We start from the raw sequence: 15482 nt of genomic DNA, 5'->3' as shown, positions 1-15482 counted from the left end.
GAGGCAGTCCCAAGTCGGACGCAACTGCGGCGACCGTCCCGGGACTAGAACGCCAAGATGACTGGCGGCTGGGCCGCAACCGCCATGGCGTTGAGCAGTGGTTCGCAGCCTTCAATCCAGTTTTTCCTCCCACCGACACCGACCAAGGATTACCCCCATGAAGCCCCTGCCGCTGCAACTGCGCAAAGACCAGGAACGCCGTCTACTCGCCGGACATTGCTGGATCTACAGCAACGAGGTGGACACCGCGGCCACCCCCTTGAAGGATCTGGCGCCCGGTCAGGCGGTGGAGGTCCGCAGCGACCATGAGCGCTGGATCGGCCACGGCTATGTCAATCCACACTCGCTGATCTGCGCCCGGCTGGTCAGCCGGGACCATGCGCGCCCCCTGAGCCCGGCGCTCTGGGTCGCGCGGATCCACGACGCCCTGGCGCTGCGCGAACGGCTCTACCGGCGCCCGTTCTATCGCCTGGTCTTCGGCGAAAGTGACGGCCTGCCGGGGTTGATCGTCGACCGCTACGGTGACCTGCTCTGTGTCCAACTCACCACGGCCGGGATGGAGCGGGTCCGCGGCGAGATCCTCGCCGCCCTGGAACAAGTGCTGCGACCCAGCACCATTCTGCTGCGCAACGACACGCCGATGCGCGAACTGGAGGGGCTGATCCAGGGGGTCGAGGCCGTTCTGGGCGATCCGGCGGACGATCTGATCCTCACCGAACAGGAACTCGATTTCCAGGTCGCCCCGCGGAGCGGCCAAAAGACGGGCTGGTTCTTCGATCAGGCGGAGAATCGCGCCCGCCTGGCCAGGTTCGGCGTGGGCTCGCGGGTACTGGATGTCTGCAGTTATACCGGGGCCTGGGGTCTGCGCGCGGCGGCCCTGGGTGCGGACGAGGTCACCTGCGTCGACAGCTCACTGAACGCCCTGGAGCGGGTCGCGGCCAACGCCGAGCGCAACCGTCTGGGCGCGCGCGTTCACCCCGTGCAGGGCGACGCCTTCGAGGTCCTGCGCGGACTGCGCGACGACGGCCGCCTGTTCGACACGGTCATGCTGGATCCCCCGGCCTTCATCAAGCGCCGTAAGGACGAGAAAGAAGGCCTTCAGGCCTATGCCCGGCTCAACCGGCTGGGCATCGAACTCCTGGCGCCGGGCGGGCTTCTGGTCACCTCCTCCTGCTCCTTCCATATGGACCGCGACACCTTCCTGCGCACCGTCGGGCAAGCGGGTCGGCGGGCCGGGCGTTTCCTGCAACTGCTGGAGACCGGTCAGCAAGGACCCGATCACCCGGTGCATCCGGCGATCCCGGAGACCGCCTATCTCAAGACACTGTTCCTGCGCGTTCTGCCGGGTATCTAGCTGCGCAGGACTGAGGGCCAAGTCGATAACCTGACATTGTTTCTAACCAGCCGGTTAGCTAGAATTCCGTTAGTCGTTTCTAGCTCAGGTGTGCCCCGACACACCCTTCAGGACCAGAACCATGCCCGGTCGATCAGCTCCTATTGCTCGTTTAGCATCCGCGGGCCGCGCCGCGCCGATCGGCAGCCGCGGGCCTTGCCGAATCGGCCGCGCGCTCGCCGCGGCCCTTGTACTGAGCGTTGCCCTGTCGTTCGTGGGTTGCGGCGGGGAGAAAACGACCCAGGCCAACTATGCCGATCGCGTGGTGGTCAAGAAGTCCGAACGTAAGATGCAATTACTCAATCGCGGGAAGGTGCTGCGTGAATACCGCATCGCCCTCGGCGACAACCCGCGGGGCCACAAGATGCGTGAAGGCGACGAAAGCACGCCGGTCGGCGATTACCTGCTGGATTGGCGCAACCCGCGGAGCAATTACTACAAATCGATCCATGTGTCTTACCCCAACGAGCAGGATCGCGCACTTGCAAAGCTGCTCGGCGTGGACCCGGGCGGCATGATCATGGTGCACGGAATGCCCAATCACATCCGCTCCGAAACGGTCAGGGCAGATTACCGCAGACGCGACTGGACCGATGGCTGCATTGCCGTTCAGGACCACGAGATGGACGAGATCTGGCGGCTGGTACGCGATGGCACGCCGATCCGTATCCAGGAATAGGAAACAGCTCACTTCTGTTCGTGTTTAACTTGTTCTTGACGCGTGACCTGCTCGCTTGAGTGCCGACCGATCAGGGCCGGCCCGGATCGATGGTCAAGGCCATACCCGCGGGGATACTCCCGCCCCGCGGCGCCAACCCGAAGGCATTCAGGACCCGGACACACAACTCCTCCGGGGTCCGGGCGATGACGTCGGCCGGAATCCCGTGCCGCGCGGTCAGCCGATCGAAATCCTCGAAGCCATAGGACACCATGAAGGGATACATGCCGGCACCCACGGCGGCCAGGTAATCCTTGGCCTCGTCGCCGCACGCATAGGCTCGGGCAGGATTGACGGCAAAGCGCGTGCGCAGGTCCCGAAACGCGGTGAGCTTCTCCTCGCTCAGCGGCAGATGCACAATAAAGTCGAAACGGCCCGGATCGAACCCCTGACGGATGAACAGGCGCTCCAGGGTCAGCACGGGCTCGCGGGTGATGTTACGGGTGACGATCCCGATGCGCAGGTCCGGCTGCTCCGTGAGCTGTTGCATCAGATCCCTGATCCCGGCATAGAGCGCGGCCTGCTCGCGGTAGACGTCGGTCAGGGTGTCGATCAGCCGGGAGCGCTTGCGGCCAGCGATCTGTTTGCGCAGATTGCGCGGAAACTCCTTGAGCCCCCCCAAATACTTGAACATGTTACGGCGCTTCTGAAAACGGGCGAGCGGTCCGATATCCATGCCGTGGAGGGCAAAGGTCTGATCGATGGCAGTGAAGGCATCAATCGTGGTGCCGTCGGCGTCGAGGATCACCAGGCGGTCGTTGCTATACATACAGATCAGGTCCAAGGAGCAGAATATGCCGCCGCTATTCTCCACTTCTGCCCGTAATCTTGTCACCGTTGAGCCGAAAAAAGCTGTCGGCAGCGCGCTTTTGTCCGGACAGGCCNGNGGGGCGGGTTTGAAACCCGCCCCTACGTTCGGTTATCGACAGCGCTACGAATCGCCCCCAGCGGCAGCCACTGCCGCCAACGCCTGGCGGGCAATGGCCAGTTCCTCGTTGGTGGGGATGACCAGGACCCGCACCCGGCTGTCCGCCGCGCTGATGGTCCGCTCGCCCCGTGCGGACGACTGGTTGGCACCCTCGTCCAGCCGGATGCCCAGGTTCTCCAGCCCCGCGCAGGAACGGCGGCGGATGTTCGCATCGTTTTCGCCGATGCCGCCGGTGAAGACGATGGCGTCCACCCGACCCAACTCGGCGTAGTAGGCGCCGATGTATTTCTTGATGCGCTGCGCGGTGATGCCGATGGCCAACTCGGCAGCGTCGTCCCCATCGGCCGCCCGCCGTTGAATCTCGCGCATGTCGTTGACTCCGCACAGCCCGAGGAGTCCGCTCTGGCGGTTCAACAGGTCGTCCAGCGCCGGCTCGTTCAACCCCAGTTGGTCGGCCAGGTAGAACAGGATGGCGGGGTCGATATCCCCGCAGCGGGTGCCCATGACCAAACCCTCCAGCGGCGTCATCCCCATGGAGGTGTCGATGCTGCGCCCGGCACCAATGGCCGTGGCACTGGCCCCGTTACCCAGGTGCAGGGTGATCAGGTTGCACTGGTCGAAGGCCAACCCCAACAAGGCGGCGGCGCGCTCCCCGACATAGTGATGGGAGGTGCCGTGAAACCCATAGCGCCGCACCCGGTAGCGCGTATACAGATATTCCGGGATGGCGTAGCGATAGGCGGTGCGCGGCATGGTCTGGTGGAACGCGGTGTCGAAGACCGCCACCGAGGGTACCTGCGGAAAGAGCCGGCGCGCCACCAGGATCCCGTCGAGATTGGCGGGATTGTGCAGAGGCGCCAGCGCCGACATCTCGCGGATCGCCTCGACCACGGCGTCATCGACCAACGTCGGACGGTGAAAACGCTCGCCGCCATGCACCACCCGATGGCCGATCGCGGCCAACTCGGCCAGATCGGCCAGTACGCCGGCGGCCCGCAATCCGGCGATGATGTGGTCGATACCGTCCTGATGGCTGGGGATGGCGATCCCCTGCCTGCCGGTTTGCATAGGTCCATCAGGCACTTGCCAGGTGTATTCGACCTCGCCCTCGGCCTCACCGATCCGGGAGACGGCACCGGAGGCAATCACCTGCCAGCCCGTGCCCTCGAAGAGCTGAAATTTGATGGATGAGCTACCGGAGTTCAGAACCAGAACCTTCATGTCGATTACCCTAAGCAGCGAGTCAGAAATAAGTTAAACCACGAATACCATCGTTGTCGTTGTCGTAATCGGAGAAAGATGCAATCCGTGATCATCGTCCCAGCCGGCCGCAGACGGTCCGCACCGCAACCCCTAGGGTAACACCTTGATCTGTAGGGCCTGCTGTGCGGACCAACGGCCGCGTAGATCACGAGGTGGCCGGATTGATGACCAATGCCTCATAACCTCGATTACGATTACGATTACGACAACGACAGACGCAAAATGCGCTCCCTAGTGGACTCGTCGAGCGTATTCGTGAACGGTTCCTAGGGGCGCAGTTGGCGGCTTAAATCAGTTCGCCCTGCGATTGGGTTTTCACTTGCGCCAAGGCCTCCCTCTTCACGCGCGTCGCTGATCGAGACGCGTCGGTCTGGGCCTGAATGGCGGTGATGGCCACGGTGTTGACGATATCGGTCACGGTACAGCCGCGACTCAAGTCGTTGACCGGCTTCTTGAGGCCCTGCAGAATCGGGCCGATCGCGACAGCCCCGGAGCTGCGCTGAACCGCCTTGTAGGTATTGTTGCCGGTATTGAGATCCGGGAAGATCAGGACCGTGGCGTGCCCTGCCACCTTGCTCTCGGGCATCTTGGACGCGGCCACACCGGGATCCACCGCGGCGTCGTACTGGATCGGACCTTCGATCGCCAGCTCCGGGCGCGTCTCCCGAACGATGCGCACCGCCTCGCGCACGCGGTCCACATCTTCGCCCTTGCCGGAGGTTCCGCTTGAGTACGACAGCATGGCAACGCGCGGTTCAACGCCGAAGGCGGCGGCCGTCTCCGCGGACGACATGGCGATATTCGCGAGTTGCTCCGCGTTCGGATTCGGATTGATGGCGCAATCCCCGTATACCAGAACCCCGTTCGGCAGGCACATGAAGATGACGCTGGACACCAGTTTGGTGCCGGGCTTGGTCCGGATGGTCTCGAACGCGGGCCGGATGGTGTGCTGGGTGGTGTGGGTCGCCCCCGAGACCATGCCGTCCGCGTCACCCGCGTAGACCATCAGGGTGCCGAAGTAGCTCACGTCCACTAGGGCATCGTTGGCCATCTCCTCGGAAATGCCCTTGTTCTTGCGCAGCTCGTAATACATCTTGGCGTAGCGCTCACGATCCGGGGAGACGGATGGATCAATGATCTCGATCCCTTCGAGCTTGAGACCCAGATCGGCAATGCGCCGCCGAATCCGTTCCGGATTACCGAGCAGCGTCAGATCAACGACCGAGCGCAGGGTCAGGATCTCCGCGGCACGCAGGATGCGCTCGTCGCCCCCCTCCGGCAGCACGATGCGGCGCCGGTCGGCCTTGGCCCGACGGATCAACTGGTACTCGAACATCAATGGCGTAATCCGGCCGGACTGACTCCCGCTGATCCGTGCGCGCAGGTCGTCCACGCCCACATTCGACTCGAACGCCCCCAGGGCCGTGGCGATCTTACGCTCATCGCTGGGCAGGATGGTCGCCTGGATACGGTTGACGTCCAGCACCGTGTCGAAGATGTCGGTCGGTACGCTCAGGATCGACAGCTTGGTACGCTCCAGGCCGGAGATCACGCGCTCCAGACTGGGCGCCGGGCGCAGGCCGCCGGTCAGCAGCAGCCCCGCCACCCGCGGACAGGAGGTCGAGGCGTCGGCCGCCAGGCACGCCAGGATGATGTCGGCGCGGTCACCGGGGGTGATGATCAGACAGCCGTCCTCGACATTATCGAGGAAGCCCGCCACCTCCATCGCGCCGACCTTGAAGGTGGCGACCGCCTGATTCAGGCCTTCGCCCTCGCCGCGCAGACACTCCGCCCCCAGCGCCTGGGCCACCTCACCCATGGTCGGCATCCCCAGGGCCGGATCTTCCGGGATGATGTAGACATGCTCGTTGGCGAGCATCAGGGCGTGGATACCCGCCTGCACCTCAGCCACATGCTCCGGTGCAATCCCGTTGATGAAGCTGACGAGGAAGTCGCCGCCGCGGTTGCGCATCGACGTGTGGGCCTGCTGCAGCGCACGCAGGCACATATCCGGACTGCGCCGGAAGCCCTTGACCACCAGCACCAGGGCACAGCCCAGATTGTTCGCCAGATCGGCGTTGAAGTCGAACCCGAGCGAGGGCACCTGCTCGTTGAAGTCAGTCCCGGCGCACACCACCAGGTCGCACGACTCCTTGAGCAAGGTGAATTTGTTGAGGATCAACTCCAGGAGATCATCGTAGCGGCCGGCCGCGACCAGTTGGCCCGCGGTCTGGGCGGTGCAGCCGTAGAGCATCTCCGGTGGGAACGGCAGATTGTAACGGCCGCGGACCAGGTTGGTCAGGTTATCCTGCTCCACCCCCGCGGCGACCATCGGACGGAAAAACCCCAGGCGGAGATTCACCGTCGACAACATTTCCATGAATCCCAGCACCACTGACGACTTGCCGCTGCCAAAACTGGCACCGGCGATATAAACGCTTTGCATTGTTACACCTCAACAATAAGGAAGACGGCAAAGCGGGGCTGACGGACCCGCGCGATGCTGCACTGCAACAATTGTCGCACGCGGACCCACCGGGCGACGAGCACTGTTATAGCCTTCGGACCGGACAGCCGCACCGTCCCTGGATCGGGAATCCGGCGCAACCTCAGGGGAGATCCTCACCCTGCTGCCACAGCGCATGCTCGCTGAGATCGATATCGGCATTCCAAGACACGGCGTATCCGCCCTGCTCGACCGCGACCTTCCCAAAGAGCGCCTGATCTCTCAGTGGCGCGAACACCGCGTCATCAAGCAGGCGGTTGACGTCGTAGCGCTTGCGCCGACCATTGGTGAAGGTCACGATCAAGCAGTGGTTGGCCAGCGGCTCGGCACTGACGATACGCGGCATATTCATCACATTGGGAACTGCTTGCGCACCTGAGGCGGCCACGGGATCTTCCACGGCCTGCGTCAGGGTGGCCCATTCAACGACCAGATGCTTCGCCCGAACGGGTAGGTGGCCGGCGATCATTTCCAATGTCTCGACATCGAACAGGGCGTGGTCATCGCCGCAAATGACATGGAAATGGGGTGGCGAATGGTCGCCGGCGTACTGCTTGATGAGAATTCCGTAGGGTCTGGCGATCTCTGGCATGTGCTCAATCTCTCTTGTTACCGGGTCGGCGCGAGCCCTGTGGTGGTAGCCGCGACGCCGGCTCGGATCGCACAAAACGCTGAAGCGTCGGCGCTTACAGGGGGCGTCTCAGGATTGGGCCGGGCAGCGCGCGCGTCGCGCGGACCGCTCGCCGCACGGGTCATTCGAGGTCACGGGCGTCCGTGACCAGCCGGAAGCTGCTACCGCCCATCCGGTCCTCCGGCAGGCCATCGAGGCGGAAATCGGCGCGCGAGAACCCCATATTAACCCGCCAGGAGCCGCCGCGCAGAACCCGCGACTTGTTCGGATCCGCGGCGACGATGCTGGGCTTGTCATACCGATTGCGACACCATTCCCAGGTGTTGCCCGCCAGGTCGTAGACACCATGGGTGCTGCGGCCCGCGGGATACATGCCGACCGCGGTGGCACGGCCCACCGCGCCTTCATCGGTGTTGGCATGGCCCTCACGCCAATCCCGACCCCAGGGGTAAATGAACCCGGGGCGCGCGCTCTGCGCCGCCCATTGCCACTCCCACTCATCCGGCAGGCGGATCTCATAACCCATGCGGGCACTGAGCCAGCGGCAAAAGGCCGTGGCCTCGAACCAGCAGACATAGGTAGCCGGGTAGTTGCCGTGACGGCGCATGGCACCGCTCACCGGGGGGCTCTGACGCAGGTCCTCCCACCACCGGGGCGAGTCGAACCCGTCCGCGGCGTTCAGGAAGGTCTGGAACTGACATTGGGTCACCGGATAGGCCGCGATCCGAAACGGCGCGACCGGGAAGCGTCCGTGACCCTCGATCATGACCTCCCCCGCCGGAATCGGGCACCACTGAATGGACGGGACGCCTGCGGCCACCCCGACCCCGGGCCGCGGATCGCCGATCTGGGCGAGCCGCAAGCCGATTTCCTCGCGTTGCACCGGTTCCACCCGCGAGCACAACAGTTCACTGAGCAGCCACTCGGCCTCGGGGGTCAGGAACGCGGCAATATCGAGGTTGCGCTCCAGGTCATCGAGCAGACCGGTCTCGGCCAGCAACACCCGGGCGGACTCCAGGACCTCGTGGCGCCAGCGCAGGTCCGGCGGGTAGCCGATCGCGGCCCAGGTGCGCGCCTCCACGTCGATCAGCGCCTGGGTGGTCAGGGCCTCACGGCGGCGCTCGATCCAGTGGCGCAGGGCCGGCCACTCCTGCAACAGGGATTCGTGGACAAACTCGACCGTACCATGCTCACCTTCGCCAACCCGCACCAGTCGGGTGTCCGGCGCCGCCAGCGCCCGTACCAGGACCGCGAGCTGCGGACTCTCGGCGAGTTGCCGCCATTCACCGCGCCGCCGGGCCACGGTGCCATCCTCAGTCACCGTCAGCAGCCGTGCGAAGAGACCCGGCAAGGCGCTCTGGGCCGCGGCCCCGGCGCGCTCAAGCGCGCGCTCCGCCCGCCTGGCGATCACCCCCTTGAGTCCATCGAGGCGTTGTTCCTCATAGACGTCCAAGGCCATACGCCCGACCGACCGACCCTGGTCATACAGCTCCTTCAGCGTATCGGCCATCAGCGCCAAACCGCCCGACTGCATGGTCACATCTTGCAGGAGGCGGGTGACCAGCGCGGGCTCGATCTGCATCGGCGCACCCAGTTCGACTTCGGTCAGGGGCCCCAGGATCATCCGTTCCAGGGCAGGCCGGGTCGGCGGAGCCAGACAGTAAAGCCCGCCGGCATTGAGGATGCGCGTGATATCGGGCAGCGCGCAGCAGCGGTGCATCAGGTCCGCCCGCAGGGTACCGAGCACCCGCAGCCGCGGCAACTCGAGCGCATCGACCAGCATTTCGAGAAACTCCTCCGCCAGCTCGGGGTGAACCGTGGTGAAGAACTCTTCGAACTGGTCGATGATGAGCAGCCAGCAGGCCGCCACGGGACGATCGGCCAGACAGCGGTCCAGCAGGTCGGACAGAGCCTCGGCCCCGTACCCCTTGAGGGCCGCCGCCTCGGTCGGCGGATCGAAAGCGGGCGCCCCGGACTCGCGCGCCAGCCCATGCGTCAGCGCCAGGAAGGGATCGCCGCCTTTACCGGCCGGAAACATCATGCTGACCTGCCAGGACCCGGCCTGCGGCACCCGCGGCAGGTCCCCGGCGGCGAGCCGCGCCCGCACCCCGGCCCGCACCAGAGACGACTTACCGCAGCCGAGCACCCCGGAGACCAGCGTCAACCGCGGACCCGCGGGGGCCGTCAGGCGGCGCAACAGATCGCGGGTCTCGGCCCGGCGGCCAAAAAAAATCGGCGCCTGCCAGGCTTCCAGCGGCACCAGTCCCGGATAGGGTTCCCGCTCCCAGCGCGCGCGGTGGGCGCCGTCGCCGGCCGGCGCCGCGCGTTCGGCCGCGAGTTCAGCGGCAATCTCACCTAAGAGCCGCGACCCCGCCGCCCCGCCGGCCCCCAGCTCGCGCAGGTTCTCCACCAGTGCGTCGGCCCCCGCACCGCCGCCCGCGGCGAGGACCAGATCGATCAGCAGGTCCGCCGCCGCCTCCGGAGTCGGCGGCACGGACACCGGGTCCGCGGAGGTGAGATCCCAGATCAGATCGGCGAACCAGGCGTGACGGGCATCGGCACCACGCCAGCGCGGCAGGCCGACGAGCAACTCGCACAGGCTTTGGCGGATGTTGATGTGCATCGCAGCAGTTCCTTGGAACGGACAGGGCCGGAGATAGCGCAGTGGCGGATAAAGAGGCGCATCTTAGTCGTTTGCCGCCCTCGCTGTCCGCGCCGGGTGGACCAAGCGGACGAAAGTCCCGATGAACGTCGGCAAACACTTGTATCGTTTACGGGAGTCGCGCTATCTTTCGCAGCTTCGCCTTTCTGTCAAGGCGGTTTCCGCGACCAGGAACCGCCTTTTCGTTTTTCAGGACACCGCCCGCCGGGTGTCCCAGCGCCGATGAGGCAGGGCCTGCGCCATGAGCGAACCCTTGATGATGACCTACCAACGCCTGCCGGTGACCTTCGATCACGGCGCCGGCGTCTGGCTGTGGGATGAGAACGGTAAGCGTTACCTGGACGCCTTGGCCGGCGTCGCCGTGTGCGGACTCGGCCACGCCCATCCGGCGGTGCGCGACGCGCTCTGTGAACAGGCCGGGCGGCTGATCCACACCTCCAATCTCTATCGCATCGCGGAGCAGGAGCGCCTGGGCGCAATGCTCACCGCCTTGTCCGGGATGGATCGGGTGTTCTTCGGCAACTCCGGTGCCGAGGCCAACGAGGCGGCGATCAAGTTGGCGCGCCTGCATGCGCATCACCGCGGGATCGAGAATCCCGCCATCCTGGTGATGGAGAACAGCTTCCACGGCCGCACCCTGGCGACCCTGAGCGCGACCGGCAACCGCAAGGTGCAAGCCGGCTTCGAACCGCTGGTGCAAGGGTTCGTGCGCGTGCCTTACAACGATCTGGCGGCAGTGGAAACCGCCGCCGCCAACCGCAAGAACATCGTCGCCGTCCTGGTGGAACCGATCCAGGGTGAGGGCGGCATCAACATCCCCGCGGACGGCTATCTGCCGGGCCTGCGCGCCATCTGTGACCGCGAGGGCTGGCTCCTGATCTGCGACGAGATCCAGACCGGGATCGGCCGCACCGGCCGGATGTTCGGTTTTCAGCACACCGGCATCAGCCCGGACGTCATCACCCTAGCCAAAGGCCTCGGCAACGGGATGCCGATCGGCGCCTGTGTCGCCCGCGGCGCGGCGGCTGAGGTCTTCGCGCCCGGCTCCCATGGCTCCACCTTCGGCGGTAACCCGCTGGCCTGCCGGGCCGCCAGGGCGGTCCTGGAGACCATCGCCGCCGAGGATCTGGTGGCCCATGCCGCCGCGCGCGGCGCCGCGCTGCTCAGCGCATTGCGTGAAACACTGGCCGGGACCCAGGGCGTCGTCGCCCTGCGCGGACGCGGACTCATGCTCGGAATCGAACTCGACCGGCCCTGCGGCGCACTGGTCGGTCTGGCCCTGGAAGAGGGCCTGCTGATCAACGTCACCGCGGAACGGGTGGTCCGACTCCTGCCTCCCTTGATTCTCGAAGCACCGGAGGCCGACCACTTGGTCGCGGGCTTGAGTGCCCTGATCAAACGCTTTCTTGGGGCCCACTAGGGGCTCGAACCGGTGTCGCACACCCGTGGCGCACACCCGATCCCATGCGGAGAATGGATCACCGATGCCAGCTACCCCGACCGCCTGTCGGCACCTCCTGTCCCTGTTCGACCTGAGCCCCGAGGAAGCGCGCACCCTGCTCGCCCGCGGCACCGAATTGAAGGCCATGCGGTGCCGTGGCGAGGACTATCGCCCGCTACGACACTGCACGCTCGCGATGATCTTCGAAAAATCGTCGACCCGCACCCGCGTCTCGTTCGAGGCGGGCATGGCTCAATTCGGCGGCCATGCCATCTTCCTCTCGCCGCGCGACACCCAACTCGGCCGCGGGGAACCCATCGAGGACGCCGCGCGGGTCATCTCACGCATGGTCGATGTGGTCATGATCCGCACCTTCGACCAGGAAACAGTCGAGTGTTTCGCGGCCCATTCACGGGTACCGGTCATCAACGGCCTGACCAATCGCCTGCACCCCTGCCAGTTGCTCGCCGACATGCAGACCTACTTCGAGCACCGCGGCGATATCCGCGGGCGCCGGGTGGCCTGGATCGGCGACGGCAACAACATGTGCCAGTCGTACATGGAAGCGGCACGGCTCTTGGATTTCTCCTTGCGCATCGGCTGCCCCGCGGGTTTCGAACCGGATGCCCAGTTGCTGAGCGCGGGCGCCGGCCGCTTCACGGTGGTGCACGACCCGCTGGAGGCCGCCCGGGATGCCGACCTGATCGCCACCGACGTCTGGGCCAGCATGCATCAGGAGGGCGAACTGGAGAACCGGCTGGACCTGTTCTCCCCCTTCCAGGTCACCGACGCGGTGATGGCGGCCGCGGCGCCGGACGCGCTCTTCATGCACTGTCTGCCCGCTCACCGGGGCGAAGAGGTGGCCGCATCGGTCATCGACGGACCCCAGTCCGTAGTTTGGGACGAGGCCGAAAACCGGCTGCACGTGCAGAAGGCGCTGCTGGAGTTCCTACTCGTGCCGGGGCCTTGAGTCGAATCGGATCGAACCGGATCGAACCGGATTCAACCCGCGAATTCACGAGGACGCCCAGTGAGACCACCCGCGCCATTCGTGCTGTGCCTGTGCGCCGCACTCCTGACCCCGCACCTGGCCCGGGCTGAGACCCGTTATGTCACGGACCAGATCGAAAGCACGCTGCGCGCCGGTGAGAGCACCCGCTTCAAGATCCTGAAGATGCTGCCGAGCGGCACGCGCGTCGAGGTGCTGGACATCAACCAGACCACCAAATACGCACGGGTCCGCACCGCTGACGGCGCCGTGGGTTTCGTGCCGGAGGCGCAACTGCAGAGCGAACCCGCCGCGCGCAACCGCCTGGCGGAACTGGAGACCCGCCTGGCGGAACTGCAACAGGAGCCGGACGCACTCGCCGCCCGACTTGCCAAGGTCCAGAACGAACATAGCGATCTGAAATCCGGCTATCAGACACTGGAGCGGGAAAAGCAGTTATTGGAACAGCAATTGGCGACCATCCGCCACGCCTCCGCCAACGTCATGGATATCACAAACGATCGGGAGCGCCTGCGCCTCCAGGTCGCCAGCCTCACGCGCGCCCGTGCCGACCTGGAACAAGAAAACCGCGATCTCAAGAACCAGACCAACCTGCGCTGGTTCCTGATTGGCGCCGGGGTGCTGATCGGCGGCATCCTGCTCGGGCTGATCCTGCCTCATTTGCGGCTGGGACGGCGGAAGAGCAACTGGGGGTCGTTGTGAGGAGGGTCTGTCAGGATCGCCGTTTTGGCTAGGTGACCGCCCGGATTTTATCCACAGATGTTACAGATGTCACAGATGAAGAAAAACATGACGCAATATCGCCTCATAACGCACGAACGGTGCAGCGAGGAACGGCGCGCAAGGAATTGACAACCTAGATAAACCCTGATTCAATCCAAAACAGGCGATGCGTTATGGGGGTAGTTCATCCGCCGAAATCGAGTTAGCTGCGTAAACCAGCGCACAGGTACCCATTGAACCATAACTGCTACGGTCTACATAGAGTCGTCGGTCATCAGCTACTTGGCTTCAAGGCCAAGTCGCGATTTAGTTATCGCTGCTCGCCAAGCAATTACCGCCGAGTGGTGGGACGCGCGTCGCCATCAGTACGACGTCTTCATCTCCACGCTTGTCGAAGATGAAATATCCAAAGGAGACCCCGACACAGCGCAGACGCGGCTTGCTCTTGTTGATGAAATCCCCGCGTTGGATATCACAGATCAAGACAACGCCCTGGCTAAGGACTTGATCGCGCTCGGCGCGGTGCCGAAGAACAGCGAGGATGACGCGTTTCATAGCGGTTGGGGTCGCTTTAGACAGAACGTTAGCCTAAGCCGGTGCAAAGGCCAGGCTGCATCGAAAAGAGGGGTTCGTTATCTGAATCGAAAGTCCGTCCCAATCCTATAATAACCCGTCTTGTGTCACGAAGCTTTCGTTCAAGTCAAGCAGGAGGTCTCATTTCACCATGTTCAAGAACGCTTTCACCGTAACTGCGGTCCTTTCCGCCGTAATGCTATCCGCATGTGCGGTTCTCGTCTCTGAGGCGACGAAGTTTTCGGACATCCCGTTGGAACAGGTCGATCAGGACACGAAAGTTGGCTACCGAGCGACCCCTAGCGGCTTCGACATTGAGGTTCTGTATCAGAAATATCAATACGCGCCAGAAACTGCTGCGGTTGGGACCGCATGCAAGAGCCAGTTGACATCCCTAGCTTATGACTACGCAGACCAGAAGAGACGCAAGATCACACCAATACCCGAACAGCGCATCAAAATCTCGTTCGGTAGAAACGGAAACAACGGGATGACATCGTGCCGGGCTTTTGCTCCCGTCCGGTGGCAATAATTCCGGGGGAATAGGGTTAAGGAATAGGGAAATAGGGTCAGATCCTGAGGTATCCCCACGAACTTTACCTCCTTTTGCAGGTGGATGGGGTCACAGGTGAATGGGGTCAGGGTCACAGGTGAATGGGGTCAGGTCTTTCCTTTGGAGGTGGATGGGGTCAGGTCTTTCCTTTTACCTCGTGTCAGGCGGCCTTGATCATAAATCCGCCCAAGACCGTTCGCTCAATGTCGGTTTATGTGCGCAAGCCAATGTTCCACAGGGGACCGGTGGCATCGGAACTGACCGAGGTGGGCGGAATTATAGGTAAAGGGGCCAGGCTCGAATGGCGCAAAGATAAGCCGAGAGCATATTTAAATCAGTTGGTTACCGTTGCGATTCAGGACCAAAAATCGGCGTTTTCAGCGCTGTTTCTTGGGGTGACCGTTCTGGCGGACCTCCTCCTGCGCGAGGCGCCGGGGCTTGGTCAACAGCGGATAGTTCTTGAGCCGACGCTTCAACGCCCGCGGTTCAATGCGCCCCCGCCGCAAACCNACCCGGGGTTCGGCGATCAACACCAAGAGGGCGCGGATCACCACCGCGTCGCGGGTCCCGCCGCCCCGCTGTTGCCAGGAAATCCAGATCTGCACCGTGTGTTTAAAGCTCAGTTGGCGCGGGATTTGGTCAGCCAGCAGGGCGGCTTGCGCCATCAGCAGACGGATCAGGTTGTAGGCCAGCAAGTAGACCCACAGTTCCTTGATCGCCATCTCCGGGGTCCGGCACCGCAGGTGTTCCATCCCGCGCGAAAAAGGCGCGAAAAAGGGGCCAGGCTCGAATGGCACTAATTTAGTCTAACAGACTGAAAATAATAGGGGCCAACCCGCAAGAGTGGTAGGCTGAAGGTTGCGACACCCAACCCATCNCCCTGCGAGCCAGCCCCCATGCATCCTAACCAACGCGCCGCGACGCAGCAACGTGTCCTTGAGGAGGCCGCGCGGATCGACACCGGCGGATTCTTTAATTTGTTGACCGGCCCGCAGCTGCTCGATCACGTCGCCGCGTTGGTGCCGGCCCATCGTGAGCGGGCCTTTCCCCCGACGAAGACCTTGGCGATGTTCATGACCCAG

General features: G+C 64.1%; 11 protein-coding genes and 1 pseudogene. 6 read left to right on the top strand and 6 right to left on the bottom strand.

The genetic code is table 11. The annotated features are described in order from the left end of the window. The first annotated feature begins 157 nt into the window (after positions 1-157). Both A39O_RS0114385 and A39O_RS0114380 read left to right on the top strand, forming a co-directional pair. A complete protein-coding gene (locus A39O_RS0114385; RefSeq protein WP_020505364.1) occupies positions 158-1354 on the top strand; it encodes a class I SAM-dependent rRNA methyltransferase in 1197 nt (398 codons plus the stop codon). Positions 1355-1475: 121 nt separating this feature from the next. Beyond that, entirely contained in the window at positions 1476-2072 is a 597-nt protein-coding gene (locus A39O_RS0114380) for a L,D-transpeptidase family protein (protein ID WP_083924686.1), read from the top strand. A gap of 70 nt (positions 2073-2142) precedes the next feature. On the opposite strand, the gene A39O_RS33555 is transcribed toward A39O_RS0114380, so the two are convergent. The 5 genes from A39O_RS33555 to A39O_RS0114350 all read right to left on the bottom strand — a co-directional run bounded on the left by A39O_RS33555 (position 2143) and on the right by A39O_RS0114350 (position 10062). Next, positions 2143-2880, bottom strand: a complete 738-nt coding sequence (locus A39O_RS33555) for an HAD family hydrolase (RefSeq protein WP_020505362.1) — start codon at positions 2878-2880, stop codon at positions 2143-2145. Between the two features lie 162 nt (positions 2881-3042). Further along, positions 3043-4260 carry an acetate/propionate family kinase gene (locus tag A39O_RS0114370; protein ID WP_020505361.1) on the bottom strand — a complete coding sequence of 406 codons (1218 nt, stop codon included), beginning with the start codon at positions 4258-4260 and terminating at the stop codon, positions 3043-3045. Between the two features lie 328 nt (positions 4261-4588). Then, positions 4589-6748, bottom strand: coding sequence for a phosphate acetyltransferase (pta, locus tag A39O_RS0114365; protein WP_020505360.1), 2160 nt, complete (start codon positions 6746-6748; stop codon positions 4589-4591). 163 nt (positions 6749-6911) lie between these two features. Then, complete coding sequence (locus tag A39O_RS42685; RefSeq protein WP_020505359.1) at positions 6912-7400, bottom strand: DUF2442 domain-containing protein; 489 nt, start codon at positions 7398-7400, stop codon at positions 6912-6914. Between the two features lie 160 nt (positions 7401-7560). Further along, positions 7561-10062, bottom strand: coding sequence for an nSTAND1 domain-containing NTPase (locus A39O_RS0114350; protein WP_026199412.1), 2502 nt, complete (start codon positions 10060-10062; stop codon positions 7561-7563). A 280-nt stretch (positions 10063-10342) separates the two neighbouring features. Between A39O_RS0114350 and A39O_RS0114345 the strand changes: the two genes are divergently transcribed. From A39O_RS0114345 to A39O_RS0114335, 3 genes are all read left to right on the top strand, one after another. Then, on the top strand, positions 10343-11521 hold the full coding sequence (locus A39O_RS0114345; protein WP_020505358.1) for an aspartate aminotransferase family protein: 1179 nt from the start codon (positions 10343-10345) through the stop codon (positions 11519-11521). 64 nt (positions 11522-11585) lie between these two features. After that, positions 11586-12512, top strand: coding sequence for an ornithine carbamoyltransferase (argF, locus tag A39O_RS0114340; protein ID WP_020505357.1), 927 nt, complete (start codon positions 11586-11588; stop codon positions 12510-12512). A 60-nt stretch (positions 12513-12572) separates the two neighbouring features. Then, on the top strand, positions 12573-13253 hold the full coding sequence (locus tag A39O_RS0114335) for a TIGR04211 family SH3 domain-containing protein (RefSeq protein ID WP_157640107.1): 681 nt from the start codon (positions 12573-12575) through the stop codon (positions 13251-13253). A 327-nt stretch (positions 13254-13580) separates the two neighbouring features. Here A39O_RS0114335 and A39O_RS0114330 read toward each other — a convergent pair whose 3' ends face one another. After that, complete coding sequence (locus A39O_RS0114330) at positions 13581-13829, bottom strand: hypothetical protein (RefSeq protein WP_020505355.1); 249 nt, start codon at positions 13827-13829, stop codon at positions 13581-13583. Between the two features lie 1467 nt (positions 13830-15296). Between A39O_RS0114330 and A39O_RS0114315 the strand changes: the two are divergent. Continuing rightward, positions 15297-15482: pseudogene (locus A39O_RS0114315) on the top strand (IS4 family transposase); the annotation flags it as partial.

Source organism: Lamprocystis purpurea DSM 4197, assembly GCF_000379525.1.
GTDB classification, from domain to species: domain Bacteria; phylum Pseudomonadota; class Gammaproteobacteria; order Chromatiales; family Chromatiaceae; genus Thiodictyon; species Thiodictyon purpureum.
The sequence above is the reverse complement of the archived record's forward strand: the minus strand, read 5'-3'. Positions and strand labels throughout refer to the sequence as shown.